At 72.1% G+C, this 25,848-nt stretch carries 23 protein-coding genes and 1 pseudogene; 10 read left to right on the top strand and 14 right to left on the bottom strand.

Translation table 11 applies throughout. The features are described 5' to 3' along the window. Nucleotides 1-361: 361 nt before the first annotated feature. The 3 genes from ppdK to IE182_RS14760 form a co-directional block, all read right to left on the bottom strand. Nucleotides 362-3,085, bottom strand: a complete 2,724-nt coding sequence (gene ppdK / locus IE182_RS14770) for a pyruvate, phosphate dikinase (protein WP_190110245.1) — start codon at nucleotides 3,083-3,085, stop codon at nucleotides 362-364. 373 nt (nucleotides 3,086-3,458) lie between these two features. Then, complete coding sequence (gene dusB, locus IE182_RS14765; protein WP_190110244.1) at nucleotides 3,459-4,589, bottom strand: tRNA dihydrouridine synthase DusB; 1,131 nt, start codon at nucleotides 4,587-4,589, stop codon at nucleotides 3,459-3,461. Between the two features lie 87 nt (nucleotides 4,590-4,676). Next, nucleotides 4,677-5,582: a helix-turn-helix transcriptional regulator gene (locus tag IE182_RS14760; protein ID WP_190110243.1), complete on the bottom strand. Its 906-nt coding sequence runs from the start codon at nucleotides 5,580-5,582 to the stop codon at nucleotides 4,677-4,679. Nucleotides 5,583-5,683: 101 nt separating this feature from the next. Here IE182_RS14760 and IE182_RS14755 point away from each other — a divergent pair, with 101 nt between their 5' ends. The 3 genes from IE182_RS14755 to IE182_RS14745 all read left to right on the top strand — a co-directional run bounded on the left by IE182_RS14755 (nucleotide 5,684) and on the right by IE182_RS14745 (nucleotide 8,960). Beyond that, nucleotides 5,684-7,171 (top strand): MFS transporter, encoded by a 1,488-nt coding sequence (locus IE182_RS14755; RefSeq protein ID WP_229844811.1) that lies wholly within the window; start codon nucleotides 5,684-5,686, stop codon nucleotides 7,169-7,171. A 99-nt stretch (nucleotides 7,172-7,270) separates the two neighbouring features. Then, the gene (locus IE182_RS14750) at nucleotides 7,271-8,275 is read left to right on the top strand and encodes an aldo/keto reductase (RefSeq protein ID WP_190110242.1); all 1,005 of its coding nucleotides are present in this window, start codon (nucleotides 7,271-7,273) and stop codon (nucleotides 8,273-8,275) included. A gap of 103 nt (nucleotides 8,276-8,378) precedes the next feature. Continuing rightward, nucleotides 8,379-8,960, top strand: a complete 582-nt coding sequence (locus tag IE182_RS14745; RefSeq protein WP_190110241.1) for a TetR/AcrR family transcriptional regulator — start codon at nucleotides 8,379-8,381, stop codon at nucleotides 8,958-8,960. Between the two features lie 40 nt (nucleotides 8,961-9,000). Here the strand turns inward: IE182_RS14745 and IE182_RS14740 are convergent, their stop codons facing one another. The 3 genes from IE182_RS14740 to IE182_RS14730 form a co-directional block, all read right to left on the bottom strand. Next, nucleotides 9,001-9,645 (bottom strand): response regulator, encoded by a 645-nt coding sequence (locus IE182_RS14740; protein WP_190110240.1) that lies wholly within the window; start codon nucleotides 9,643-9,645, stop codon nucleotides 9,001-9,003. Continuing rightward, nucleotides 9,633-10,841: a sensor histidine kinase gene (locus IE182_RS14735; protein WP_190110239.1), complete on the bottom strand. Its 1,209-nt coding sequence runs from the start codon at nucleotides 10,839-10,841 to the stop codon at nucleotides 9,633-9,635. Before IE182_RS14735 ends, IE182_RS14740 begins: the two co-directional genes overlap by 13 nt. A gap of 252 nt (nucleotides 10,842-11,093) precedes the next feature. Beyond that, complete coding sequence (locus IE182_RS14730) at nucleotides 11,094-12,476, bottom strand: glycine--tRNA ligase (protein ID WP_190110238.1); 1,383 nt, start codon at nucleotides 12,474-12,476, stop codon at nucleotides 11,094-11,096. Between the two features lie 153 nt (nucleotides 12,477-12,629). Here IE182_RS14730 and IE182_RS14725 point away from each other — a divergent pair, with 153 nt between their 5' ends. From IE182_RS14725 to IE182_RS14710, 4 genes are all read left to right on the top strand, one after another. Then, nucleotides 12,630-13,634: a metal ABC transporter substrate-binding protein gene (locus IE182_RS14725; RefSeq protein WP_373303557.1), complete on the top strand. Its 1,005-nt coding sequence runs from the start codon at nucleotides 12,630-12,632 to the stop codon at nucleotides 13,632-13,634. 20 nt (nucleotides 13,635-13,654) lie between these two features. Beyond that, the gene (locus tag IE182_RS14720; protein WP_190110236.1) at nucleotides 13,655-14,422 is read left to right on the top strand and encodes a metal ABC transporter ATP-binding protein; all 768 of its coding nucleotides are present in this window, start codon (nucleotides 13,655-13,657) and stop codon (nucleotides 14,420-14,422) included. Next, nucleotides 14,422-15,312 carry a metal ABC transporter permease gene (locus IE182_RS14715; RefSeq protein ID WP_190110235.1) on the top strand — a complete coding sequence of 297 codons (891 nt, stop codon included), beginning with the start codon at nucleotides 14,422-14,424 and terminating at the stop codon, nucleotides 15,310-15,312. The genes IE182_RS14720 and IE182_RS14715 overlap by 1 nt, the downstream gene beginning before the upstream one ends. 92 nt (nucleotides 15,313-15,404) lie before the next feature. Beyond that, entirely contained in the window at nucleotides 15,405-15,815 is a 411-nt protein-coding gene (locus tag IE182_RS14710; protein ID WP_190110234.1) for a Fur family transcriptional regulator, read from the top strand. Nucleotides 15,816-15,890: 75 nt separating this feature from the next. Here the strand turns inward: IE182_RS14710 and IE182_RS14705 are convergent, their stop codons facing one another. From IE182_RS14705 to recO, 3 genes are read right to left on the bottom strand one after another with little or no spacing between them, the layout of a single operon-like run. Then, entirely contained in the window at nucleotides 15,891-16,442 is a 552-nt protein-coding gene (locus IE182_RS14705; protein ID WP_190110233.1) for a YcxB family protein, read from the bottom strand. Further along, nucleotides 16,439-17,269, bottom strand: coding sequence for an isoprenyl transferase (locus tag IE182_RS14700; RefSeq protein ID WP_190110232.1), 831 nt, complete (start codon nucleotides 17,267-17,269; stop codon nucleotides 16,439-16,441). Before IE182_RS14700 ends, IE182_RS14705 begins: the two co-directional genes overlap by 4 nt. Nucleotides 17,270-17,299: 30 nt before the next feature. Next, nucleotides 17,300-18,046: a DNA repair protein RecO gene (gene recO, locus IE182_RS14695; protein WP_190110231.1), complete on the bottom strand. Its 747-nt coding sequence runs from the start codon at nucleotides 18,044-18,046 to the stop codon at nucleotides 17,300-17,302. 131 nt (nucleotides 18,047-18,177) lie between these two features. On the opposite strand from recO, the gene IE182_RS14690 reads away from it, so the two are divergent. Then, the gene (locus tag IE182_RS14690) at nucleotides 18,178-19,347 is read left to right on the top strand and encodes a hypothetical protein (RefSeq protein ID WP_190110230.1); all 1,170 of its coding nucleotides are present in this window, start codon (nucleotides 18,178-18,180) and stop codon (nucleotides 19,345-19,347) included. 112 nt (nucleotides 19,348-19,459) lie between these two features. Here the strand turns inward: IE182_RS14690 and IE182_RS14685 are convergent, their stop codons facing one another. Then, nucleotides 19,460-20,188 carry a TerB family tellurite resistance protein gene (locus IE182_RS14685; RefSeq protein ID WP_229844810.1) on the bottom strand — a complete coding sequence of 243 codons (729 nt, stop codon included), beginning with the start codon at nucleotides 20,186-20,188 and terminating at the stop codon, nucleotides 19,460-19,462. Nucleotides 20,189-20,385: 197 nt separating this feature from the next. Then, nucleotides 20,386-22,155: a 2-isopropylmalate synthase gene (leuA, locus tag IE182_RS14680; RefSeq protein WP_190110229.1), complete on the bottom strand. Its 1,770-nt coding sequence runs from the start codon at nucleotides 22,153-22,155 to the stop codon at nucleotides 20,386-20,388. Between the two features lie 334 nt (nucleotides 22,156-22,489). Here leuA and IE182_RS14675 point away from each other — a divergent pair, with 334 nt between their 5' ends. Both IE182_RS14675 and IE182_RS14670 read left to right on the top strand, forming a co-directional pair. Beyond that, on the top strand, nucleotides 22,490-23,566 hold the full coding sequence (locus IE182_RS14675) for a M4 family metallopeptidase (RefSeq protein ID WP_190110228.1): 1,077 nt from the start codon (nucleotides 22,490-22,492) through the stop codon (nucleotides 23,564-23,566). Between the two features lie 39 nt (nucleotides 23,567-23,605). Then, nucleotides 23,606-23,872, top strand: a complete 267-nt coding sequence (locus IE182_RS14670; RefSeq protein WP_190110227.1) for a protealysin inhibitor emfourin — start codon at nucleotides 23,606-23,608, stop codon at nucleotides 23,870-23,872. A gap of 200 nt (nucleotides 23,873-24,072) precedes the next feature. Here IE182_RS14670 and IE182_RS14665 read toward each other — a convergent pair. The 3 genes and pseudogenes from IE182_RS14665 to IE182_RS14655 all read right to left on the bottom strand — a co-directional run. Next, a pseudogene (locus tag IE182_RS14665) lies at nucleotides 24,073-24,279 on the bottom strand (KH domain-containing protein); the annotation flags it as partial. Between the two features lie 166 nt (nucleotides 24,280-24,445). Then, nucleotides 24,446-25,387, bottom strand: a complete 942-nt coding sequence (era, locus tag IE182_RS14660; protein WP_071966590.1) for a GTPase Era — start codon at nucleotides 25,385-25,387, stop codon at nucleotides 24,446-24,448. A 70-nt stretch (nucleotides 25,388-25,457) separates the two neighbouring features. Beyond that, nucleotides 25,458-25,847, bottom strand: coding sequence for a hypothetical protein (locus tag IE182_RS14655; RefSeq protein ID WP_190110226.1), 390 nt, complete (start codon nucleotides 25,845-25,847; stop codon nucleotides 25,458-25,460). Nucleotide 25,848 lies beyond the last annotated feature (1 nt).

Raw genomic sequence — 25,848 nt, 5'->3', positions numbered from 1 at the left:
TGAGTTGCCGCCCGAGCCGATGCGGGCGGCAACAACTCCCGGTGGGGGAGTTAAAGAGGGGCGGCGCTCCCGCACGGGCGCCGCCCCTCCACCGCCCGGCCCGGCCGCCGGGCCGGGCCCGGACCCGGCCGCCGCCCCGGCAGATGATCTTCGCGTATACGTCGCGTTACGAACGGGTTAACCGCCCCCGTGCGCCCCACGACACCTCTCCCGGGCCGCCGTCAAGGTCCGGACCAGCGCCGTTGCCCGTGAATGGCCGGAAGGGGCGGCCCCCGCGCGGGGCCGCCCCTCCTTCTACCGGAGCCGCCACGGTCCGAGGGTCGAGGTCATCCCATCGGCGGCTCCGGAGCTCATCCGGCGCTCAGCGGCTGTCGCTGCCGCCGCCCGTGCCGTTCAGCGCCGCCGCGCGCCCGGCCTCCAGGCGGGCGACCGGGATGCGGAACGGGGAGCAGGAGACGTAGTCCAGGCCCACCTCGTGGAAGAAGTGCACCGACTCCGGGTCGCCGCCGTGCTCGCCGCAGACGCCGAGCTTGAGGTCGGGCCGGGTGGCCCGGCCGGCCTTGGCGGCCGCGCGGACGAGCGAGCCCACGCCGTCCTTGTCGATGGTCTCGAAGGGGCTGACGCCGAAGATGCCCTTCTCCAGGTAGGCGGTGAAGAAGCTCGCCTCGACGTCGTCGCGGGAGAAGCCCCACACGGTCTGGGTGAGGTCGTTGGTGCCGAAGGAGAAGAACTCGGCGGCCTCGGCGATCTGGTCGGCCGTCAGCGCGGCGCGCGGCAGCTCGATCATGGTGCCGAGCGGCAGCTTGAGGTTCACGCCGCTCGCGGCCTCGACGTCGGCGATGACGCGCTCGGCCTCCTCGCGGACGATCTCCAGCTCCTGGACGGTGCCCACGAGCGGGATCATGATCTCCGCGCGGGGGTCGCCCTTGGCGTTGATCCGCTCGGCCGCGGCCTCGGCGATCGCCCGCACCTGCATGGCGAACAGGCCGGGGATGACCAGGCCCAGGCGGACGCCGCGCAGACCCAGCATCGGGTTCTGCTCGTGCAGCTTGTGCACGGCCTGCAGCAGGCGCAGGTCGTTCTCGTTGGCGTCCTCACGGGCCTCGGCGAGCGCGACGCGCACCGACAGCTCGGTGATGTCGGGCAGGAACTCGTGCAGCGGCGGGTCCAGCAGGCGGACCGTGACCGGCAGGCCGTCCATGGCCTCGAAGAGCTCGACGAAGTCGGCCTTCTGCAGCGGCAGCAGGGCGCCCAGCGCCTCCTCCCGCTCGGTGTCGGTGTCGGCCAGGATGAGCCGCTCGACCATCTCGCGCCGCTCGCCGAGGAACATGTGCTCGGTGCGGCACAGGCCGATGCCCTGGGCGCCGAAGCGGCGGGCCCGGGAGGCGTCCTCGGCGTTGTCGGCGTTGGCCCGCACGCGCAGCCGGCGCATGCGGTCGGCGTAGGCCATCATCCGGTGCACGGCCTGGACCAGCTCGTCGGCGTCGTCGGCGCCGGCGTGCATGCGGCCCTCGAAGTACTCGACGACCGGGGACGGCACGACCGGGACCTCGCCCAGGTACACCTTGCCGGTGGAGCCGTCGATGGAGACGACGTCGCCCTCCTGGACGACCACGCCGCCGGGGGCGGTCATCCGGCGCTGCTTGGTGTCGACCTCCAGCTCCTCGGCGCCGCAGACACAGGTCTTGCCCATGCCGCGGGCGACGACGGCGGCGTGCGAGGTCTTGCCGCCGCGCGAGGTCAGGATGCCCTCGGAGGCGATCATGCCGTCGAGGTCGTCGGGGTTGGTCTCGCGGCGGATCAGGATGACCTTCTCGCCCGAACGCGACCACTTCACGGCGGTGTACGAGTCGAAGACGGCCCGGCCGACCGCGGCGCCCGGCGAGGCGGCGATGCCCCGGCCCAGCAGGTCGGCGGTGGCCTTCTCGTCGAAGCGGGGGAACATCAGCTGCGCCAGCTGGGCGCCGGTGACGCGCTGCAGCGCCTCGGCCTCGTCGATCAGGCCCTGGTCCACCAGCTGCGTGGCGATGCGGAAGGCGGCACCGGCGGTGCGCTTGCCGACGCGGGTCTGCAGCATCCACAGCTTGCCGCGCTCGATGGTGAACTCGATGTCGCACAGGTCGCGGTAGTGCGTCTCCAGCGTCTCCATGATCTGCATCAGCTGGTCGTAGGACGCCTTGTCGAGCTGCTCCAGCTCGGCGAGCTGCATGGTGTTGCGGATGCCGGCGACGACGTCCTCGCCCTGGGCGTTCTGCAGGTAGTCGCCGTAGACGCCCTGGTGGCCGCTGGCGGGGTCGCGGGTGAAGGCGACACCGGTGCCGGAGTCGGGGCCGAGGTTGCCGAAGACCATCGAGCAGATGTTGACGGCCGTGCCGAGGTCGCCGGGGATGCGCTCCTGGCGGCGGTAGAGCTTGGCCCGGTCGCCGTTCCAGGAGTCGAAGACCGCCCTTATGGCGAGGTCCATCTGCTCGCGCGGGTCCTGCGGGAAGTCGCGGCCGGTCTCCTTGGAGACGATGGCCTTGAACTCCTCGACGAGGCGCTTGAGGTCCTCCGCCGCCAGCTCGACGTCCGTGGTGGCGCCCTTGGCCCGCTTGGTCTCCTCCAGCGCCTCCTCGAAGAGGTCGCCGTCCACCCCGAGCACGGTCTTGCCGAACATCTGGATGAGGCGGCGGTAGGAGTCCCACGCGAACCGCTCGTCGCCGGCCTGGGACGCGAGGCCGGTCACGGACTCGTCGGAGAGGCCGATGTTCAGGACGGTGTCCATCATGCCGGGCATGGAGAACTTGGCGCCGGAGCGGACCGAGACCAGCAGCGGGTCGTCGGCCTGGCCGAGCTTCTTGCCCATCCGTGCCTCAAGGGCTTCGAGGTGGGCGGTGACCTCGTCGCGCATCTGCGGCGGCTCCTGGCCGCCGTCCAGGTAGACCTTGCACGCCTCGGTGGTGATGGTGAAGCCGGGAGGGACGGGCAGACCGAGGTTGGTCATCTCGGCGAGGTTGGCGCCCTTCCCGCCGAGCAGGTCCTTGAGGTCCTTGTTGCCCTCGGTGAAGTCGTAGACGAACTTCTGGCGATCTTCGGTTACCGGCACGGGAATCGACTCCTCACTGGGGCCTCCCGGGACGCAGAGGGGGGAGGGCTGACCTGACGGCGGGGAGCGTACCCAGATCGAAGGCATCTGAGGAGGTCTACTCCGCCAACTTGGGGGCGCAACTACCCCTCCGCCAGCAGATCGAAAGTTGACCGCTCATTTGAGGCGCCATCCCACCTCCTTCAACTTCTGAACACAATATGACCGAACGTATGCGCTCGAACGCGGAACGTCGAGAAATCCCGCAGCTTGCCGTCGGGAAGTGAAGCCAAAAGGGGTGGCACGCAGTGCCACCCCTTGGAAAGATGCACCCCTGATTTTTGCGCTCATCTGAGCGCAGGCCCTATCAGAGGTGGCGAGAATCACGCCTTGTTCACCCGCCAGAAGTATCCAGTTCGGCGTCCGCACCCACGACTGCGCAGTCGTACGGGTCGTCCAGCCATCCGTCCGGAAGGACCACCTTGTTGCGCCCCGAGGTCCGCCCGCGCGGTCCGTCCGCACCGGCCGGCCAGGGCTGGTCCAGGTCGAGCTCGCTCAAAAGAGCGCCCAGTTCGTCCAGAGATGAGGCGATTGCCAGTTTCTTTCGGGCCTCCGAGCCGATCGAGAAGCCCTTCGTGTACCAGGCGACGTGCTTGCGGAAGTCGATGACTCCGCGCTCCTCGTTCTCCAGCCACTCGCCCAGCAGCTGCGCGTGGCGCAGCATGACCCGGGCCACCTCGCGCAGGGAGGGCTGGGCGTACGTGGCGTCGCCGCCGTCCTCGAAGGCGGCCACCAGGTCGCCGAAGAGCCAGGGGCGGCCCAGGCAGCCGCGTCCGACCACGACGCCGTCGCAGCCGGTCTCGCGCATCATGCGCACGGCGTCGTCGGCGCTCCAGATGTCGCCGTTGCCGAGCACGGGGATCTCCGGCACGGCCTCCTTCAGGCGTGCGATGGCCTCCCAGTCGGCGGTGCCGCCGTAGTGCTGGGCGGCGGTGCGGCCGTGCAGGGCGATGGCGGTGACGCCCTCCTCGACGGCGATGCGGCCGGCGTCGAGGAAGGTGATGTGCTCGTCGTCGATGCCCTTGCGCATCTTCATGGTCACCGGGAGGGAGCCGGCGTTGCCGACCGCCTCGCGCAGGATGGAGCGCAGCAGGTTGCGCTTGTACGGCAGGGCCGAGCCGCCGCCCTTGCGGGTGACCTTGGGGACGGGGCAGCCGAAGTTCAGGTCGATGTGGTCGGCCAGGTCCTCGTCCACGATCATGCGGACGGCCTTGCCGACGGTCACCGGGTCGACGCCGTAGAGCTGGATGGAGCGGGGCTTCTCGGTGCCGTCGAAGTGGATCAGCCGCATGGTCTTGGCGTCCCGCTCGACCAGCGCCCGGGTGGTGATCATCTCGCTGACGAAGAGCCCCTTGCCGCCGGAGAACTCACGGCACAGCGTGCGGAAGGGCGCGTTGGTGATCCCCGCCATGGGGGCCAGGACCACCGGCGGCTGCACCGAGTGCGGACCGATCTGGAGCGTCATGGAGCGGGCTTCCTCGAAGTCGTGCGGGAACGGGCGGACCGTCCATTGTCCCTCATTCGGGCGAGCCGGCGGGCGGGACCGAGGTCCTCAGCCCGCGGTGCGCGCGAGCGACTCCTCGGCCCGGACGAGGGCGAGCAGCCGCTGCAGCCGGTCGTGGGACTCCTCGTCGGCCGGGGTGAAGGTCAGCAGCCGGGCGCCGGGCTGGGGGCCGGTGAACAGGCTGGTGTAGTCCAGGCGCAGCATGCCCACGCGCGGCTGGAGCAGGTGCCGGGTCCGCTGGACGGAGGGGTGGATCACCTCGTGCCTCGCCCACAGCTGCCGGAACTCCGGCGAGGCGTCCTGCAACCGCTTGAGCAGGCACTTCCAGGCGGGTTCGGTGAGGTGCTCGGCCATGGCGGCCCGGAATTTGGCGGTGATGGCGCGGGTGGCCTCGTCCCGGTCGGCGGTCCCGGCGCGCCAGTCGGGGTGGGTGAAGTAGAGCCACAGGCAATTGCGGTCCTGCGGCGGTACGGCGTCGAGGTCGCACAGCAGGTGCCGGTAGGTGCGGTTGTAGGCGAGGATGTCGTACCGCGCGTTCTGGATGCAGGCCGGGAACGGCTCCAGCTGCTCCAGCAGGGCGCGCAGTGCGGGGGTGATGCCCGGGCAGTCGGTCTCGGGGAGCGGGTCGGCGGAGTTGGCCAGGGCGAAGAGGTGGCCGCGCTCGCCCCGGTCGAGCATCAGGGCGCGGGCGATGGAGTCCAGCACCTGTGCCGACACCTGGATGTCCCGTGCCTGTTCGAGCCACGTGTACCAGGTGACGCCCACGGCGGCGAGCTGGGCGACCTCCTCGCGGCGCAGGCCGGGGGTGCGGCGGCGGGGGCCGCGCGGCAGGCCCGCCTGCTCGGGGCTGATGCGCTCGCGGCGGGACCGCAGGAAGGCGGCGAGCTCACTGCGCCGTACGTCGTCGACCGTACCGGCGGCTACGGCAAGCGGATCGAGCGTCATCGTCGTCATGGCTCCAGGGTGCGGGAGCTCCCAGCCACTTGCCAGGTACTCCTTGTACCAGGATAAGGACACTCTGGTACCCGGCTGGGCGCGCCGCCATCGTCGTATCCGTGAGCGAACCGCGAATAGTCAGTCCTGCCTCTGCCCCGACGACTCCGGCATCCGTCCCGACCCCGTCCCCGTCCTCCCCGTCCCCCTCCCCCGACCCTGCCGCCACCCCCGGCCTGGGCCGCCTCGGCCTGGCGACCGTGCTGCTCGGGGCGGCGCTGCCGTTCCTGGACTTCTTCATCGTCAACGTGGCCCTGCCGACGATCGACCACGACCTCGACGCCGGTCCGGCGGTGCTGGAGATGGTGGTCGGCGGCTACGGCGTCGCCTACGCGGTGCTGCTCGTGCTCGGCGGCCGGCTGGGCGACATGGTGGGCCGCCGCCGGCTGTTCCTGTGGGGCACGGCCGCCTTCGGGGTGACGTCCGTGGCCTGCGGCCTGGCGCCGGACGCATGGACGCTCGTGGTGGCGCGGATCGCGCAGGGCGCCTCGGCGGCGCTGATGCTCCCGCAGGTGCTGGCGACGATCCAGGCCACGACCCACGGCGCCGCGCGGACCCGGGCGCTGAGCCTGTACAGCGGCACGGCCGGGGTGGTGAGCGCGGTCGGGCAGGTGCTCGGTGGCGTGCTGGTCTCGGTCGACGCCCTGGGCTGGCGGTCGATCTTCCTGATCAACGCGCCGATCGTGGCGGTGGCGCTGCTGCTCGCGGTCCGTTCGGTGCCGGAGACCCGGTCCGACCGTCCGACCGGGGTGGACGGGTGGGGCACGGTCCTGCTGTCGCTGTCGCTGGTGTCGCTCCTGGTGCCGCTGACGGAGGGCCGCGCGACCGGCTGGCCGCTGTGGTCCTGGCTGCTGCTGGCGGTGTTCCCGTGCGCGGCGGTGGCGTTCGTCCTGGTGGAGCGGCGCGAGGAGCGGGCGGGGCGGACGCCTCTGGTGCCGCCGTCGCTGCTGCGGGTGCAGGCGGTGCGCAGCGGGCTGATGCTGGTCGTGCCGTTCTGCATCGGCTGGGGCGGCTTCATGTTCGTCCTCGCCGTGGCGCTGCAGGAAGGGCTGCGGCTCGGCCCGCTGGCGGCCGGGCTGGCGCTGGTGCCGATGTGCGTGACGTTCCTCATCGGTTCGCTGGGCGGCGTCCGGCTGGCGGCGCGCTTCGGGGCGCGACGGCTGGTGACGGCGGGGGCGCTGGTGCAGGCGGCCGGGCTGATCACGGTGGCCGCGACCTTCTGGCTCGACTGGGACGGGCTGGGTGCGCTGGGCCTGGCCCCGGGGCTGGCCGTGCAGGGGCTGGGGCAGGGGCTGTTGATGCCGCTGACGATGCGGCTGGTGCTGGGTGAGGTGCCGGTGGCGCAGGCGGGCGTGGGCAGCGGGGTGCTGGTGACCACGCAGCAGGCGTGCATGGCGCTGGGCGTGGCGACGCTCGGCTCGCTGTTCCTGTCGCTGGCGCCGGGCTCGGGGATGCGGGACGCCCTGGCGATCACGTTCGGGGTGCAGCTGGTGACCGTGGTGGCGACGGTGTTGCTGAGCCTGCGGCTGCCGCGGGGGTCGGCGGCCTGACCCCCGGTGCCGACACACATGGACTGACAGATATTGAAATCTGTCAGTCCATGTGTCACTGTTGCTGTGTACCCACCGCTCCCCACCCCAGGAGTCCCCGTGCTGCACCGCACCCTCGGCACCACCGGTCCCCAGGTCTCCGCCCTCGGCCTCGGCTGCATGGGCATGTCCGCCCTCTACGGCGACGCCGACCGCACCGAATCGATCGCCACGATCCACGCCGCCCTCGACGCGGGCGTCACCCTGCTGGACACCGGCGACTTCTACGCCATGGGCCACAACGAAATGCTCATCGGCGAGGCTCTGCGCTCCGCTCCCGCCGGAGCCCGCGAGCAGGCGCTGACCAGCGTGAAGTTCGGCGCCCTGCGCGACCCCGACGGCGGTTGGTCCGGCTACGACGGCCGCCCCGCGGCCGTGAAGAACTTCGCCGCGTACTCCCTGCAGCGCCTGGGCCTCGACCACATCGACGTCTACCGCATCGCCCGCGTCGACCCCGACGTCCCGATCGAGGAGACCGTCGGCGCCATCGCCGAGCTGGTCGAGGCCGGCCACGTCCGCCACATCGGCCTGTCCGAGGCGGGCGCCGACACCATCCGCCGGGCCGCCGCCGTCGCCCCCATCGCCGACCTGCAGATCGAGTACTCCCTGATCTCGCGCGGCATCGAGGAGCAGATCCTGCCCGCCTGCCGCGAGCTGGGCATCGGCATCACGGCCTACGGCGTGCTCTCGCGCGGCCTGATCAGCGGCCACTTCACCCGCGACCGGCAGCTGGCGGCCAACGACTTCCGCGGCATGAGCCCGCGCTTCCAGGGCGAGAACCTCCAGCGCAACCTCGACCTCGTCGACGCGCTGCGCAAGGTCGCCGAGGACCGCGGCGCCAGCGTCGCCCAGACCGCCATCGCCTGGGTGCTCTCCCGGGGCGAGGACATCGTGCCGCTGGTCGGCGCCCGTCGCCGCGACCGCCTCACCGAGGCCCTCGGCGCCCTGGACGTCCGCCTCGGCGCCGACGACCTGGCCGCCATCGAGGAAGCGGTCCCCGCCGGCGCCGCAGCCGGCGACCGCTACCCGGCCGAGCAGATGGCCCACCTGGACAGCGAGCACTGAGGGAGGTTGTGGGCGGGCTCGGCCGTTGCCCCCCAAGCCGCGCCGGGTACGGTCGTACGAGCGCCCGCACTGCACCGCTCCCCGAAGGGACCCGCACCGACCCATGCCCCCCGAACCGCTGACACAAGACCGCATCCTCGAAGCCACCGAGGACGTACTGCGCCGCTTCGGTCCCGCCAAGGCCACCGTGGTCGACGTGGCGCGCGCGCTCGGCGTCAGCCATGGCAGCGTCTACCGCCACTTCGGCAGCAAGGCCGCCCTGCGGGAGGCCGTCACCGAGCGGTGGCTCGACCAGTCGCACGCCGAGCTGTCGGCGCTGGCCGACGCCGGGGGCCCGGCCGAGGGGCGGCTGCGGGACTGGCTGGCGGCGCTCTTCGCCGCCAAGCGCCGCAAGGCGGGCGACGACCCGGAGCTGTTCGCCACCTACATGGTGCTGGTCGGCGAGAACAGCACCACCGTCGAGCGGCACATAGAAACGATGATCGAGCAGCTCGCCCGGATCATCGAGAGCGGCGTCGGCGAAGGCGAGTTCCGGCCCGTCGAGCCCCCGATGGCCGCCCGGGCCGTCTGGGACGCGAGCAACCGCTTCCACGACCCGGCCTACGCGGCCGAGTGGTCGCAGCCCGGCATCGAGACGGCCTTCGAAGCGGTGTGCGACCTGGTCCTGCGCGGCCTGCACGCCTGACGCGGGGCGTCCGGGGCGGCGGGGCGTCCGGGGCGGGGCGTCAGCCCACGCCGAGGAAGCGCAGGACGGCCAGCACGCGACGGTGGTCGGCGTCCGCCTTGGGCAGGTCCAGCTTGGCCAGGATGTTGTTGATGTGCTTGGCGACGGCGCTCTCGCTGACCACCAGCTGCGCGGCGATGCCGGCGTTGGAGCGGCCGGAGGCCATCAGCTCCAGCACGTCCCGCTCCCGCGGGGTGAGCCGGTCCAGCGGGTCGCTGTGGCGGCGCAGCAGCAGCTGCGAGACGACCTGCGGGTCGAGGGCCGTGCCCCCGCCCGCGACCCGGCGCAGGGCGTCGATGAACTCCTCGACGTCGGCGACGCGTTCCTTGAGCAGGTAGCCGACGCCGCGGGTGTCGCCGGTGAGCAGGTCGGCGGCGTAGCGCTCCTCCACGTACTGGGAGAGCAGCAGCACCGCCGTCGTGGGCCACTGGCTGCGGATGACGAGGGCGGCGCGCACGCCCTCGTCGCTGAAGCCGGGGGGCATGCGCACGTCGCAGACGACGAGGTCCGGCCGGTGGAGCTCGGCCGCCGCCAGCAGGGCCTCGGCGTCACCCACCTCCGCGACCACCTCGAATCCGGCCGTCTCCAGGACCTTCACCAGGCCCACCCGGAGCAGGACGGAATCCTCGGCGATCACAGCACGCACGGCAGCTCCACGGTCACGACGGTCGGGCCCCCGCGGGGGCTGCTGAAGGAGAACGTGCCGTCCACCGACGCGACGCGGCGGGCGAGCCCCGCCAGCCCGGTGCCGCCCGAGGGGTCGGCACCGCCCACGCCGTCGTCGCGGACGACGACACGCAGTATGCCCCCACGGCCTTCGACCTCGACGTCCGCCCTCGACGCACGGGCGTGCTTGACCACGTTGGCGAGCGTCTCGGAGACGACGAAGTAGGCGACGGCCTCGACCCGGGCCGCCGGGCGCGCGGGGAGGTCCACCGTCACCCCCACCGGCAGCGGCGCCCGGTCGGCCAGGCCCGAGAGCGCGGCGTCCAGCCCCCGGTCCTCCAGCACGGCCGGGTGCAGGCCCCGCACGAGGTCGTTGAGTTCGGCGATGGCCTCCTTGGCCTCGCGGTGCGCCTCGTCGATGACCTTCCGTGCGTCCTCGGGCAGCCCGGGCATCGTGACCTTGGCCAGCCCCAGGTTGACGGCGAGCGACACCAGCCGCTGCTGGGCCCCGTCGTGCAGGTCCCGCTCGATGCGCCGGCGCTCGGCGTCGGCCGCGTCCACGACGCCGGCGCGGCTCTCGGTGACCTCCTCCACCCGGCGCTCCAGCCGTTCGGCGCGGCTGGGACCGAGCCGCTCCAGCGCGGCGCGGGTGTCGAGCCGGACGAGGGCCCCGGAGAGCCAGGCCGCCGCGTACAGCCCGGCGAGCCCGGCGGCGGTGAGGTAGCCGGCCTGCACCGTGTAGCCGGCCTGCGCCAGCCGGGTCTCCGGCGGCAGGGCCCAGATCCACACGTAGACGGTGGCCGCCACCGCGGAGGCCGCCCACAGGGTCAGCACGCAGGCGCCGCCCGATGCGATCAGCGGTCCCGCGACCAGGTGGTACCGCACCTGCCGCCAGGACCAGCGCCGGCCGGCCGCCGGTATCTCCGTCCCGAGCCGGGAGCGGAACCGTGCCACCTGCATCCGGGTCAGCACCGGCGACGCCGCCCCGAGCACGGCGAGAGCCGCGAGCACCGCCACCAGGCAGCTCAGCGCCTTGGTCGGGCCGCCGTTCAACCACGGCACGGCGAGCACGACGAGCGCGGCGGTCTGGATCAGCACGCCGGTGGCGAGGAAGGCGGTGGCGCGGCCCGCGCCCTCGAAGGGGCGCAGGAGCGGGACGGGGTGGGGCTTTCGCATGCGTCACACGGTAGGCGCGCAGGTCAGGGGGGTCGATGGCGGTGATGACCGGAACGGGGGTGAAGCCAGTGCCACCCCCGCTCCCCCGTGCCGTCTCCCGGACCCGGCGCCGAAGACCCGGCGCCGAAGGCCCAGAGCCGAGGACCCGGAGCCGAGGACCCAGGCCCGAAGGCCCGGAGCGAACGCCGGAGGCCCGGCGCCCCCGAAGGGGTGCCGGGCCTCCGTGGAGTGCCGGGGCGGCAGCCTGCCGCGTCAGCAGCCGAGCAGACGCGCGGCCAGGTAGCCCTCGATCTGGTCGAGGGAGACGCGCTCCTGCTTCATGGTGTCGCGCTCGCGCACGGTCACCGCGTTGTCCTCAAGGGTGTCGAAGTCGACGGTGACGCAGAACGGCGTGCCGATCTCGTCCTGGCGACGGTAGCGGCGGCCGATGGCGCCGGCGTCGTCGAAGTCGATGTTCCAGTTCTTGCGCAGGTCCGCCGCGAGGCCCTTGGCCTTCGGGGACAGCTCCGGGTTGCGCGAGAGCGGGAGGACGGCGACCTTCACCGGGGCCAGGCGCGGGTCGAGGCGCAGCACCGTGCGCTTCTCCAGCTTGCCCTTGGCGTTGGGGGCCTCGTCCTCGACGTAGGCGTCGAGGAGGAAGGCGAGCATGGCGCGGCCGACACCGGCGGCGGGCTCGATGACGTAGGGGGTCCAGCGCTCGCCGGCCTCCTGGTCGAAGAACGACAGGTCCTGGCCGGACGCCTTGGCGTGGGCGCCGAGGTCGTAGTCGGTGCGGTTGGCGACACCCTCAAGCTCGCCCCACTCGTTGCCGCCGAACTGGAAGCGGTACTCGATGTCGGCGGTGCGCTTGGAGTAGTGGGAGAGCTTCTCCTTCGGGTGCTCGTACCACCGCATGTTCTCCTCGCGCAGGCCGAGACCGGTGTACCAGTTCCAGCGCTGCTCCATCCAGTACTCCTGCCACTTCTCATCCTCGCCCGGCTTGACGAAGAACTCCATCTCCATCTGCTCGAACTCACGGGTGCGGAAGATGAAGTTGCCGGGGGTGATCTCGTTGCGGAAGGACTTGCCCATCTGGGCGATGCCGAACGGGGGCTTCTTCCGGGAGGTCTGCTGGACCTGGGCGAAGTTGGTGAAGATGCCCTGGGCCGTCTCGGGGCGCAGGTAGGCGACCGAGCCGGAGTCCTGGGTGGGGCCGAGGTGCGTGGAGAGCAGGCCGGAGAACTGCTTGGGCTCGGTGAACTGACCCTTGTTGCCGCAGTTGGGGCAGTTGATGTCGGCCAGGCCGTTCTCGGGGAGGCGGCCGTGCTTGGCCTCGTACGCCTCCTCCAGGTGGTCCGCGCGGTAACGCTTGTGGCAGGAGGTGCACTCGGTCAGCGGGTCGCTGAAGGTCGCGACGTGGCCGGAGGCCACCCACACCTCGGAGGCCAGGATCACCGACGAGTCGATGCCGACGACATCCTCACGCGAGGTGACCATGTAGCGCCACCACTGACGCTTGAGGTTCTCCTTGAGCTCCACGCCGAGCGGACCGTAGTCCCAGGCGGCACGCTGGCCGCCATAGATCTCACTGCACGGAAAAACAAAGCCACGGCGCTTGCTCAGGCTGACGATGGTGTCGATCTTGTCGGCGGCCACGGTGCTCTCTTCATTGCGACGACGAACAGCGAATGACTCAGGTTACCGGCGCCGTACCCCCTCTCATCAAATCGGCTCTGGCCTTGGCTTGACCCGACCCCGCCCCGGCTCTCCAGTTGACAATCGTTTCCACTTTTGTTGAAAATGAGTGTCATGAACGTACGCTCGATCCGCCCGGTCCGGCCCGGCCGCCGAATACCCGTCGCCGCCGTCGCCATGGCCGCCGCGCTCGGCCTCCTGACCCTCTCCGCCTGCTCCGCGGTCGGGGGCGACGGGCGGACGAAGGATGGAAAGCTGCAGGTCGTCGCGTCGTTCTACCCGCTGGAGTATCTGGCGCAGCAGGTCGGCGGCGAGCACGTCAAGGTCACCGGCCTCACCAAGCCGGGCGTCGAGCCGCACGATCTGGAGCTCACGCCCCGGCAGACCGGCTCCCTCGCGGACGCCGGCGCGATCGTCTACCTCAAGGGCCTGCAGCCCGCCGTGGACGCGGCGGTCAAGCAGTCCGGAAACAAGCACATCGCCGACGCGGCCTCCCTCACCGCCCTGGAGAAGCACGGCACCGAGGTCGAGGGCCACGAGCACGAGGGCCACGACGAGAGCGGCGAGGGCCACGAGGGCCACCACCACGACGAGGGCGGCACGGACCCCCACGTCTGGCTGGACCCGGTGAAGTACGCCGAGGTCGCCAAGGGCGTCGCCAAGACCCTCGCGGACGCCGACCCCGAGCACCGGGCCGACTTCTACGACAACGCCAAGGCACTGGCCCGCAAGCTCGACGCACTGGACACGACGTTCCGGGACGGGCTGAAGAACCGCGCCTCGGACACCTTCGTCACCACCCACGCGGCCTTCGGCTACCTCGCCGAGCGCTACGGGCTGGTCGAGGAGTCCATCGGCGGCCTCGACCCCGAGTCCGAGCCCAGCGCCGCCCGCATGAAGGCGCTGCACGACCTCGTCGGCGACCACCACGTCGGCACGGTCTTCTTCGAGACCCTGGCCAGCCCCGACACGGCGAAGACGCTGGCCAAGGACCTCCACCTGAAGACGGACGTGCTCGACCCGCTGGAAGGCATCACGGACGAGTCCCGCGGCCGCGACTACTTCGAGGTCATGGCCGCCAACCTCACCGCCCTGCAGAAGGCCCTCGGTACCAAGTGAGCGCGCCTGAGGAGGCAGTCATGGAACAGCCCGTCATAGCCCTGCGCGGCGCCACCGCCTCGCTGGGCTCCCGCCCGGTGCTGCGCGGCGTCGACCTGACCGTGCGGCGCGGCGAGGTCGTCGCCCTGCTCGGCGCCAACGGCTCCGGCAAGTCCACCGCCGTCCGCTCCATCGTCGGCCAGGTCCCGCTGACCGGGGGCGAGCTGGAGCTGTTCGGCACCCCGCGCCGCCGCTTCCGCGACTGGGCGCGGGTGGGCTACGTCCCGCAGCGCACCACCGCCGCCAGCGGCGTGCCCGCGACCGTCCGCGAGGTCGTCTCGGCCGGGCGGCTGGCCCGCACGAAGCTGGGGCCCGCCCGCAGGGCCGACAAGGAGGCCGTGGTCAAGGCCCTGGAGCTGGTGGGCATGGCCGACCGGCTGAAGGACCCGGTCGACGCGCTCTCCGGCGGCCAGCACCAGCGGGTCCTCATCGCCCGCGCCCTGGCCGGCGAACCCGAACTTCTGATCATGGACGAGCCGATGGCCGGCGTGGACCTCGCCAGCCAGGAGGTGCTCGCCAGCGCCCTGCGCGAGGAGGTCGCCCGCGGTGCCACGGTCCTGCTCGTCCTGCACGAGCTGGGCCCGCTGGAGCCGCTCATCGACCGCGCCGTGGTGCTGCGCGACGGCTGCGTCGTCCACGACGGACCCCCGCCCGAGGCCGTGGGCCAGCACGCGCTCCCCGGCCACGACCACGTACACCCGCATGCCGACCCGGCCGCGGAACCCCTCCGGACAGGGCTGCTGAGCTGATGGACATCCTCGAACTCGCCTTCATGCAGCGGGCGCTGCTCGCCGCGCTCCTGGTCGGCGTCACCGCCCCCGCCATCGGCATCTACCTCGTCCAGCGGCGCCAGGCCCTGATGGGCGACGGCATCGGCCACGTCGCCCTCACCGGCGTCGGCCTCGGCTTCCTGCTCAACACCAGCCCGGTGTGGGTGGCCACGGCCGTCTGCGTCGTGGGCGCGGTGGTGATGGAGCTGATCCGCTCCTACGGCAGGGCGCGCGGCGACATCGCGCTCGCCATGCTCTTCTACGGCGGCATGGCCGGCGGCGTGATGCTGATGAGCCTCTCCCCCGGCGGCTCCAACGCCAACCTCACCACCTACCTGTTCGGCTCGATCGCCACGGTCTCGCAGGAGGACATCGTCGCGATCTGCCTGCTCGCCGCGTTCGTGATCGTGACCACGATCGGGCTGCGCAAGCAGCTGTTCGCGATCTGCCAGGACGAGGAGTTCGCCCGCGTCACCGGCCTGCCGGTGCGGCTGCTGAACCTGCTGGTGGCCGTCACCGCCGCCGTGACCGTCACGGTCGCCATGCGCGTGGTGGGCCTGTTGCTCGTCAGCGCCCTGATGGTGATCCCGGTGGCCGCCTCGCAGCAGATCGCCCGCTCGTTCGCGACGACGTTCGCCATGGCGGTGGCCGTGGGCGTGCTGGTGACCCTTTCGGGCACCGTCACCTCGTACTACGTCGACGTGCCCTCCGGCGCGACGATCGTGCTGATGGCGATCGGCGTCTTCGTCGTACTGACCTTGCTGGCCACGCCCCTGGCGAGGAAACGCGCCGACCGGACGGCGGCGGAGGAACGCTGCACGCTCGACGGCGCGGAGGCGGGCGCGCCCGCCGACGACGTCAGGGTCTGAGCGGCGGCCGGGCGGGGCCCGGCCGCCGGGCCTGGCACAATTGGCGTGGCAACACGTGCGATGGGTGTACAGGCGAGCTTGAGGAGGCAACTGTGGCGACCGCCGGTCCCCCGGTACGCGGCCGGGCCACCAAGCAGCGGGCCGCAGTGGCGGCAGCGCTCGACGAGGTGGACGAGTTCCGCAGCGCGCAGGAGCTCCACGACATGCTCAGGCACCGCGGTGCCTCGGTCGGCCTGACCACCGTCTACCGCACCCTGCAGTCCCTCGCCGACGCCGGCGAGGTCGACGTCCTGCGCACCAGCGAGGGCGAGGCGGTCTACCGCCGCTGCTCCAGCGGTCACCACCACCACCTCGTCTGCCGCCTGTGCGGCAAGGCCGTGGAGGTCGAGGGCCCGGCCGTCGAGAAGTGGGCCGACTCCATCGCCGAGGACCACGGCTTCGTGGACGTCGCCCACACCATCGAGATCTTCGGCACCTGCGGCGAGTGCGCCGCCAAGCGCTGACCCGCTCGTCCCTTCACGCCAGTGCCCCCGGCAGCGATGCTGCCGGGGGCACTGGCGTGAACGGGGGCCGCGCGGCTACGCCCGCGGCAGCCGGGAGTCCAGGAGGGCGCGCAGGCGGTCCGTGTCGCCGGGCCTGGTGAAGGCGCGCTTGGGCAGGACGGCCAGCGAGCCGCCGGCCCTGTCGGCGCTCATCAGGACGAAGACGTCCCTGGTCTCGGCGTAGCGGCCGAAGAGCGCCCACTCCATCGTCTGCGTCGACTGCGCCGACGCACTCGACATGCCCACCTCGTCCAGCCGCGTGCGCGTCCGCCCGTGCAACTGCACGACCTGGTGCAGGGCGCGCGCCTGCAGGGACGGGGTGCCCCACACGACGAACACGCCCCAGCCGCAGAGGGCGGCCAGGACGAGCCACATCGGCGCGTCCACGGCGCCCGGGCCGCGCAGGCCGGCCGTGAGCGCCGTCGCCAGGACGAAGGCCGCGACGGCGACCGCCATCGCGATCCTCAGCCGTCGCGCACGGGGAACCGCGCGGACCCGCGCACCGACCCCGGACCGCAGGTCGGCGAGGGTCAGTTCGTACTCGACGGTCACGCTGCCGAGGGCCCCCGGTATGGCGGTGTCTCTCACGCGGTGCCCTGCTCCCCGTCCGCCACCGCGTTGGGGATCGCACCGCCGAAGCGGCGGTCGCGCCGGGCGTACTCCAGGCAGGCCCGCCACAGGTCGCGGCGGTCGAAGTCCGGCCACAGGACGTCCTGGAAGACCATCTCGGCGTAGGCGCTCTGCCAGATCAGGTAGTTGGACGTGCGCTGCTCGCCGGAGGGCCGCAGGAACAGGTCCACGTCCGGCATGTCCGGGTAGTACATGTACTTGGCGAAGGTCTTCTCCGAGACCTTCGACGGGTCGAGCCGGCCCGCCTTCACGTCGGCGGCCATCGCCTGCGCCGCGTCCGCGATCTCCGCCCGGCCGCCGTAGTTCATGCAGAAGTACAGCGTGAGCTTGTCGTTGCCCTTGGTCTGCTCCTGGGCGATCTGGAGCTCCTTGGCCACCGACTTCCACAGCTTGGGCATCCGGCCGACCCAGCGCACCCGGATGCCGAGCGCGTCGAGCTGGTCGCGGGTCTTGCGGATGAAGTCGCGGTTGAAGTTCATCAGGAAGCGCACCTCGTCGGGCGAGCGCCTCCAGTTCTCGGTGGAGAAGGCGTACAGGGAGATGCTGCCGACGCCCATCTCGATCGCGCCCTGGAGGACGTCCAGCACGCGCTCGGCACCGACCTTGTGGCCCTCGGTGCGCGGCAGGCCGCGCTCCTTGGCCCAGCGGCCGTTGCCGTCCATGACGATCGCCACGTGCTCGGGCACCAGCTCGCCGGGGATCTTCGGGGGGCGGGCACCCGACGGGTGCGGGTCGGGGGTGCGGTACTCGCGTCGGGAACGGCCCAGAATCCCGCGTACAGCCATGGGTGCCACTACTCCTTGATCCCTGTGTGCTTACTTCTCGACGTACCGGAGCGAGCGAAGCCCCCGCTCCAGATGCCAGTGCAGATACGCCGCGACGAGCGCGCTGCCCTCCCGGACGTACCGCGCCTCGCAGGCGTCCGCGGTCGCCCAGTCCCCGGTCAGCAGGGCGCTGAGGAGCTCGATCGACTCCGAGGAGGGTACGACGCTTCCGGGCACCCGGCACTCACCGCACACCACACCGCCCGCCGCGGTGGAGAAGAACCGGTTCGGGCCGGGCATTCCGCACTTCGCACAGGCGTCGAAGCTGGGCGCGTAGCCGTTGACGGCGAGCGAGCGCAGCAGGAACGCGTCCAGGATGAGGTGCGGGGCGTGCTCGCCCGCGGCGAGCGTGCGCAGCCCCCCGACCAGCAGCAAGTACTGCTGCACGGCCGGCTCGCCCTCGTGGTCGGTGAACCGCTCGGCGGTCTCCAGCATGGCGGTGCCGGCGGTGTAGCGGGCGTAGTCGGTGACGATGCCGCCACCGTACGGAGCGATGGTCTCGCTCTGGGTGCACAGCGGCAGCCCGCGCCCGACCAGTTCGCCGCCGCGCGCGAAGAACTGCACGTCCACGTGCGAGAACGGCTCCAGCCGCGCACCGAACTTCGACTTGGTGCGCCGGACCCCCCGCGCCACGGCCCGCACCCGCCCGTGGCCCCGGGTGAGGAGGGTGATGATGCGGTCCGCTTCGCCCAGCTTCTGGGTCCTCAGGACGATGCCGTCGTCGCGGAACAGACTCATGCATGCATTGTCCCGTACGCGCCGGGTGCCCCGGACCGCGCGGGGCGGCCGGGAGCGGGTGAGGAGGAGCTGCTTCCGGACGCGTGCAGAATGGCCCCCATGTCGATCACGTTTTCGCCCGGGGGTGCCCGGTGACCATCCGCCGCCGCCGTCCGCGCCGGAGACTGTGGCCGGTCCTCGCCACCGCGGCGACCGGCCTCATCCTGGTCCTCGCCGCGGCCTTCCTGATGTTCGTCACCGTGCCCGCCAAGCGCGCCGACGCGCGCGCCTTCGCGACGGCCTCCGCCTGCCTGGCGGACGAGCCCGCCCGGGAGTGCCGCAAGGCGATGGACGCCACGGTCGTGAAGACCGAGGTCCGCCGCGAGGGCAAGACGACGCACCACTGGCTCGTGCTCACCGTCAAGGAGCAGGGCGGGGACCGGCGCCGCGTGGACATGAACGGGCCCTCACCGGTCTTCGGCGCCCTGTCGCCCGGCTACGAGGTGTCGGTCACGTACTGGCGGAACGCGATCCGCTTCGTCGACTTCCGGGGTGCGCGCCAGTTCACGGCCGACGAGCCGAAGGAGGGCTACCGCACGCCGCTCGCCCTGGCGCTGGCGATGCTCCCGCTGGGCGCCGCGTGCGTCTGGGCCGCCTACTGGGGGGCCTTCCGCACCAACCGCAACCCCGCGCGCCTGCCGTGGCAGGTCACCGTCGTGCTGGCCGCCGGGGTGTGGCTGTCGCTCATCGGCGCCGGGGCCCCGTTCCTGACGGAGACGGTCGCCACGGCCCTGCTGGTGTTCGCCGCGGGTGCGACGGCCGTCCTGCTGGGCGCCCTGTGGCGGGCCCGGGTGCGCCGGCAGCAGCCGACGGACACCGTCGAGGTCGTACCGGTGGTGCCCGCCGGCGAGGAGGTCTTCCCCGCGACGATCAAGGGCGACGTGCCGTACGCGGACGGCGGCGGCTACCTGGTGGCCGGGCCGGGCCGGCTCACGTCCACCTCCGACCCGGACGGCTGCGCCGACCGCACGGCGCTCCCGGACACGCTCGTCGCGGTGCGTGCCCGCGTGCCGTACTGGGACGACCCGAAGTGGGAGACCGCGGAGGCCGCGCCGAAGAGCCCGCTGGGAACGGTCGTGGTGGAGTGCCGCGACAGCGGGCGGCAGGTGCTCATCGCCGTGGACGGCCGGCACGCCGCCTGGGTGCTGGGCGCCCTCGCCGTCAGCCGTCCGTCCGGCACGGCCACGCCCGCCGCCTCCCCGGGGAACAGGGCCAGAGCCGGGGCCGGTCCTGAGCGGCAACAGGGCCTGAGCCGGGGCTGAGCCGGGGCCGGGGCTGAGCGGGAACGGAGCCCGGGCCGGGAACGGAGCCCAGGCCGGGAACGGAGCCCGGGGCGGGAACGGAGCCCGGGGCGGGCCGCACCGCCCCGGCCCGTCAGGACGGCATCCGCGCCGCGGCCAGCAGCCGGTCGGTGTCCTCGGGGCGCAGCAGCAGCGCCCGCCCCACCGTGGCCAGCACCTCGCGCTCGGCGGGGCGGTACGGCCCGTCCGCCAGTGCGATGCGGGCGCCCTGCAGCAGGATCGACTCGCGGCCGGCGGGGGCCAGGTGCGGGGCCAGCGGTTCGAGGGCCTCGTGCAGCTCGATGGCGAGGGCCGTGCCGCACGGGTCGAAGCCGTCGCGGGCCAGGCCGCCGGCCGGGGTCGCGTACCGCCCGGGCAGCCGGCCCGTGTCGGCCGCGAGGGCCTCGATGAGGGTGACCAGCTGCTCCTCGCTGCAGTCGGCGAAGCCCGCCGCGCGGACCGCGCCCACGGCGGCCCGGCGCACCGTCCGGGCCTCGGTGCCGCCCGCGGCCAGCACCGCCAGGGCGACGGTGTGCACGGCGTCGCGGAGCATCGCCGAGAAGCGGGTGGTGGTGGGGTGGTCGAGGACGTCCATGGCGAAACGGCCGCGGCAGGCCGTGCATTCGACGATCGGTCCGACCGGCCCGCGCGGCAGCAGTGGCACCCCGAAGGCGACAAGGCGACGGCGTCCCGTGCGGCGGTGGTAGTTGCGGTCGCCGCCGCAACCGGGGCAGAAGAACTCGCCGTCTCCGACCGTGCGCCATACGGTGCGTACGCCCACCACGCACCGGTCCGGGCTGTGTCGGCCTTGCGCGTGCTTCACGGCGCACCTCCATAACGCCACGGCCGGGTCGCCGCGTTGACGTGATGTTAGCCACATCGGTGATGCGGCGTCAGTACCTCGCCGCGTACATCGCGGCAGCTCTTGGCCGAAAGCGCCACCGAGCCCACCGGATGCGGTGTTTTCGGTGGCGCCGGATTGACGGTACGGCCGTGGGGCGGCCGCCGGGACGCCGTCAGTCAGCTTCGGTACGCGCGGTTCACCGCCGACACGACCGCCTTGATCGAGGCGCGCGTGGTGTTGGCGTCGATGCCGATGCCCCACAGCACCGTGCCGTCGATCACGCACTCGATGTACGAGGCCGCCTGTGCGCTCGCGCCCTCGCTCATCGTGTGCTCGGTGTAGTCCAGCAGACGGGCGTCGACCCCGGCGCCGGCGAGCGCGTCGAAGAAGGCCGAGATCGGACCGTTGCCGGTACCGGTCAGGACCGTCTCCGCGCCGTCCACGACGGCTTCGACCGTCAGGGCGTCGGTGCCCTCGCTGGTGGTGGAGGTCTGGGTGGAGCGCAGCGTGATGCGGCCCCAGGGGTTGTCGGGGGTGGGCAGGTACTCGTCCCGGAAGACGGACCAGATCTCCTGCGGGGTGACCTCGCCGCCCTCGGCGTCGGTCTTCGCCTGGATGATCTTCGAGAACTCGATCTGCATCCGGCGCGGCAGGTCCAGCTTGTGGTCGTTCTTCAGGACGTAGGCGATGCCGCCCTTGCCGGACTGCGAGTTGACGCGGATGACGGCCTCGTAGGAGCGGCCGACGTCCTTGGGGTCGATGGGCAGGTAGGGAACGGCCCACTCGATGTCGTCCACGCCCTTCCCGGCGGCGGCCGCGTCGGCCTCCATCGCCTCGAAGCCCTTCTTGATGGCGTCCTGGTGGGAGCCGGAGAAGGCGGTGTAGACCAGGTCGCCCGCGTAGGGGTGGCGCGGGTGGACCTCCATCTGGCTGCAGTACTCGGCGGTCCGGCGGACCTCGTCGATCTGCGAGAAGTCGATCTGCGGGTCGACGCCCTGGGAGAAGAGGTTCATGCCCAGGGTGACCAGGTCGACGTTGCCGGTGCGCTCGCCCTGGCCGAACAGGCAGCCCTCGATGCGGTCGGCGCCCGCCATGATCGCCAGCTCGGCGGCGGCGACGGCGGTGCCGCGGTCGTTGTGCGGGTGGACCGACAGGCAGATGTGCTCGCGGCGCGAGAGGTGGCGCGACATCCACTCGAAGCGGTCCGCGTGGGTGGAGGGCGTGGACCGCTCGACGGTGGCCGGCAGGTTCAGGATGATCTCGCGGCCGGCCTCGGGCTGCCAGACGTCCATGACGCCCTCGCAGACCTCCAGCGCGAAGTCCAGCTCGGTGTCGGTGAAGATCTCGGGGCTGTACTGGTAGCCGAAGACCGTCTCGTCACCGAGGATCTTGTCGGCGTACTCCATCACCAGCCGGGTGCCGTCCACCGCGATCTGCTTGACCTGCTCCCGCGAGCCGCGGAAGACCACGCGGCGGAAGACGGGGGCGGTGGCGTTGTAGAGGTGGACCGTGGCGCGGTGGGCGCCGCGCAGCGACTCGACCGTGCGCTCGATCAGCTCCTCGCGCGCCTGCGTCAGGACGGAGATCGTCACGTCCTCGGGGATCGCGCCCTCCTCGATGATCGAGCGCACGAAGTCGAAGTCGGTGGCGCCCGAGGAGGGGAAGCCGACCTCGATCTCCTTGTAGCCCATGCGCACCAGCAGGTCGAACATCTCGCGCTTGCGGGCGGGCGACATGGGGTCGATCAGTGCCTGGTTGCCGTCGCGCAGGTCGGTGGACAGCCAGCGGGGAGCGGTGGTGATGCGCCGGTCGGGCCAGGTGCGGTCGGGGATGTCCACGGCGTCGTAGGGACGGTAGCGGTGGACGGGCATCCCGGAGGGCCGCTGGGTGACCGTCGCCGCGGTCAGGGGCGTGGGGCGGCCTACGGAAGGGAAGATCTCGGGCATCTGCGGAGGGCTCCTCGGTTTGTCCGCGATGGGGGTCCGCCCTGCTCGTTCAGAGCCAGGGGGAGGCCGACGGGGCGGATCACCAGGGGGTAACCGGCAGCACCGAACTCCGCGGGGAGGGGGTCGGCCTGCGCTACAGACCCTCGCCGCGGCAGCTAAGAAGAAGCAGCACGTCACGCATGGTGCACAGCACACTAGCCGAGGCCCGAGAGGCACGGCAGGGGCGTTCCAGCATGCGGGACACCCGGGGCGGCGCGCGGAACCGGCCCACTCTTTTGTGTTAATCGCTGCATCGGGCCCTGACAAGGGCGGGGGCCGGTGTCAGATTGCCGCCATGGACGACGCAAAGAAGTCAGAGAAGACGGTTTTCTGCACGATCGTGCCGCCGCACGTCCTGGACCGGCTCGCCCAGTCCGAGGACGCCCGTTTCCACGAGCCCGCCCGCCGCACGCTCGAACACGACGGCGCCCTGCGCACCCGCCGCCGCATCACCGCGATCCGTTCGGTCTACGCCGACTCCTCGGCGGCCGGCACGCCCTCGGACGGCCCGCAGCGCACCATCTACGACGCCGGGCACCGCGAGGTCCTGCCGGGCAAGAAGGTGCACGCGGAGGGCGACGCGCCGGCCGAGGACGCGACGGTCAACCGCGCGCACGCCGGACTGGGGGCCACCTTCGACCTGTACTCCAAGGTCTACGGCCGGCACTCCATCGACGACGCGGGGCTGCCGCTGGACGCCACCGTCCACTACGGGCGGGACTACTGCAACGCCTTCTGGGACGGCGAGCGGATGGTCTTCGGCGACGGCGACAACGACACCTTCGTCGACTTCACCGTCTCCGTGGACGTCATCGGCCACGAGCTGACCCACGGCGTCGTCCAGCACACCGCGAACCTGGAGTACTACGGCCAGTCGGGCGCGCTGAACGAGTCCTGCGCGGACGTCTTCGGCTCGCTGATCAAGCAGTACGCCCTCGGGCAGAGCGCCGACCAGGCCGACTGGCTGATCGGGGCGGGCCTGCTGGGCCCGGGCGTGGACAAGGGCACGGCCCTGCGCTCCATGAAGGCCCCGGGCACCGCCTACGACGACGACGTCCTCGGCAAGGACCCGCAGCCCGCCACCATGGAGGACTACGTCCGCACCAACCGCGACAACGGCGGGGTGCACATCAACTCCGGCATCCCCAACCACGCCTTCTACCGCCTGGCCACGGCCCTGGGCGGCAATGCCTGGGAGCGCGCCGGGAAGATCTGGTACGCCACGCTGACCGGCGGCGAGCTGTCCTCCGACGCCGACTTCGCGGAGTTCGCACGGCTGACGGTCGCCTCGGCCCGGTCGCTGTACGGCGACGGGGACGCGGTGCAGGCGGTCCTCAAGGCATGGGGCCAGGTGGGCGTCGCCACGACGTGAGGACCCGTAGACCCGAGCCGACAGGGTAGGGATGACGTCATGCGTATCGTCATCACCCGAACGGGCGGTTTCGCCGGCATCGAGCGCCGGGCCGAGCTGGACACCTGCGGCCGGCCCGACGCCACGCACCTGGAGGCCCTGGCCCACCGCGCCCTGGCGCCGGGCCGGGAGGGCCCCCCGAGGGGGGTGCCGGACGCCTTCCACTACGAGATCAACGTGGACGGCCGCTCGGTCCACCTGGCAGACCCGCACCTCACCGACGAACAGCGCGAACTGATCCGCACGGTGCTGAAGGAAGGCGCCTAGGCGGGGGCGGGGGGGCGGGGCGGGGTACGGCCGTCGGCTTCGGCTCGGCTCAGCTCGGCTCGGCTCGGCTCGGCTAGAAGCCCAGCTTCCGCAGCTGCTTCGGGACCTCTCCCCACTGCCGCCCTCGCACCGCTCGGCCCCCGGGGGCCTCACAGGCTTCGGACGGCTGCGCCGGCCTCCGGCCGTCGGCTTCGGCCCGGCTAGAAGCCCAGCTTCCGCAGCTGCTTCGGGTCGCGCTGCCAATCCTTGGCGACCTTGACGTGCAGGTCCAGGTAGACCGGCGTGCCCAGCAACGCCTCGATGTGCTTGCGCGACTTCATGCCGACCTCCTTCAGGCGAGCGCCCTTGGGGCCGATACCCCTCTTTCCCGGCCGCCCTCGCGGGCGCTTCGCTGGCTTCGGGCGGCGCCGCCGACCTCCCGCCGACGCCGACGCACCCCGAACGTTCTAGAAGCCCAGCTTCCGCAGCTGCTTCGGGACCTCTCCCCACTGCCGCCCTCGCACCGCTCGGCCCCCGGGGGCCTCACAGGCTTCGGACGGCTGCGCCGGCCTCCGGCCGTCGGCTTCGGCCCGGCTAGAAGCCCAGCTTCCGCAGCTGCTTCGGGTCGCGCTGCCAATCCTTGGCGACCTTGACGTGCAGGTCCAGGTAGACCGGCGTGCCCAGCAACGCCTCGATGTGCTTGCGCGACTTCATGCCGACCTCCTTCAGGCGAGCGCCCTTGGGGCCGATGATGATGCCCTTCTGGCTGGGGCGCTCGATGTAGACGTTGGCGTGGATGTCCAGCAGCGGCTTGTCCTTGGGACGATCCTCGCGCGGCAGCATCTCCTCGACCACCACCGCGATCGAGTGCGGCAGCTCGTCGCGGACGCCCTCCAGCGCCGCCTCGCGGATGAGCTCGGCGACCATGACCTGCTCGGGCTCGTCGGTGAGGTCGCCCTCGGGGTAGAGCGGCGGGCTCTCCGGCAGCAGCGGGGCGATCAGGTCGGCCAGCAGGGAGACCTGCTTGTCGCCGACGGCCGAGACCGGCACGATCTGCGCCCACTGGATGCCGAGCTCCTCGCCCAGCTGCTGGATGGCGATCAGCTGCTCGGCGAGCTGCTTGGAGTCGACCAGGTCCGTCTTGGTGACGATCGCGATCTTCGGGGTCTTCTTGATCCCCGCGAGTTCCTTGGCGATGAACTTGTCGCCCGGGCCGAGCTTCTGGTCGGCCGGCAGGCAGAAGCCGATCACGTCGACCTCGGCCCACGTGGTGCGCACGACGTCGTTGAGCCGCTCGCCGAGCAGCGTGCGCGGCTTGTGCAGACCGGGGGTGTCGACCAGGACGAGCTGGGCGTCCGGGCGGTGCACGATGCCGCGCACGGTGTGGCGGGTGGTCTGCGGACGGTTGGAGGTGATCGCGACCTTCGTCCCCACCAGTGCGTTGGTCAGGGTCGACTTGCCCGCGTTGGGGCGGCCGACGAAGCACGCGAAGCCCGCGCGGTGGGGGGCCTGGGAGGGGGAGGAGGCGTTGTCCATGCCTCACATTCTCCCCGATCGTCCGGCCGCCGCCGACCAGCGCGGTCCGGCCCGCGGGGGCGGCGCCCGCTCAGGCCCGCCGGGCGCGGCGCCCGGCCAGTGAGGCGGCGAGCTTCAGGATCCCGGCGGCGGGCAGCAGCATGGCACCCGCGAAGAGCCACCAGTTCGTGCCCTCGCCACGCGACCAGCCGAGGACGAGGCCGGTCCACAGGACGGCGGTCGCCGCGAACGGGATCCACTGCCCGGCGGCGTCGATGCGGGCGGCGGCGCGCCGGCGCCCACGCTGACGCAACAGGCCGGTCAGCGCCTCCGGCCACAGGATGCACAGCAGGGCGGCCGTCCCCCACTCGAAGTCCTCGCCGAAGACCCAGTGGTCGACGACGAGAGTGCCCGTGAGGCCGGCCGCGATGACCAGCATGAACCGGGTGAAGCCGGGCCCGGTCCCGTTCCGTGGTGCCAAG

The organism is Streptomyces cinnamoneus (assembly GCF_014650495.1).
In the GTDB taxonomy this organism is placed as follows: domain Bacteria; phylum Actinomycetota; class Actinomycetes; order Streptomycetales; family Streptomycetaceae; genus Streptomyces; species Streptomyces cinnamoneus.
This window is presented reverse-complemented; position numbering and strand designations above follow the sequence as displayed.

Bases quoted from the DNA above. Each gene is read 5' to 3' on its own strand.
- dusB (WP_190110244.1), bottom strand. From the start codon at position 4,589: ATGACGCTCCAGATCGGTCCGCACTCGGTGCAGCCGCCGGTGGTCCTG.
- IE182_RS14760 (WP_190110243.1), bottom strand. From the start codon at position 5,582: ATGACGACGATGACGCTCGATCCGCTTGCCGTAGCCGCCGGTACGGTC.
- IE182_RS14745 (WP_190110241.1), top strand. From the start codon at position 8,379: ATGCCCCCCGAACCGCTGACACAAGACCGCATCCTCGAAGCCACCGAG.
- IE182_RS14735 (WP_190110239.1), bottom strand. From the start codon at position 10,841: ATGCGAAAGCCCCACCCCGTCCCGCTCCTGCGCCCCTTCGAGGGCGCG.
- IE182_RS14725 (WP_373303557.1), top strand. From the start codon at position 12,630: ATGAACGTACGCTCGATCCGCCCGGTCCGGCCCGGCCGCCGAATACCC.
- IE182_RS14720 (WP_190110236.1), top strand. From the start codon at position 13,655: ATGGAACAGCCCGTCATAGCCCTGCGCGGCGCCACCGCCTCGCTGGGC.
- IE182_RS14715 (WP_190110235.1), top strand. From the start codon at position 14,422: ATGGACATCCTCGAACTCGCCTTCATGCAGCGGGCGCTGCTCGCCGCG.
- IE182_RS14700 (WP_190110232.1), bottom strand. From the start codon at position 17,269: ATGGCTGTACGCGGGATTCTGGGCCGTTCCCGACGCGAGTACCGCACC.
- recO (WP_190110231.1), bottom strand. From the start codon at position 18,046: ATGAGTCTGTTCCGCGACGACGGCATCGTCCTGAGGACCCAGAAGCTG.
- leuA (WP_190110229.1), bottom strand. From the start codon at position 22,155: ATGCCCGAGATCTTCCCTTCCGTAGGCCGCCCCACGCCCCTGACCGCG.
- IE182_RS14675 (WP_190110228.1), top strand. From the start codon at position 22,490: ATGGACGACGCAAAGAAGTCAGAGAAGACGGTTTTCTGCACGATCGTG.
- IE182_RS14670 (WP_190110227.1), top strand. From the start codon at position 23,606: ATGCGTATCGTCATCACCCGAACGGGCGGTTTCGCCGGCATCGAGCGC.
- era (WP_071966590.1), bottom strand. From the start codon at position 25,387: ATGGACAACGCCTCCTCCCCCTCCCAGGCCCCCCACCGCGCGGGCTTC.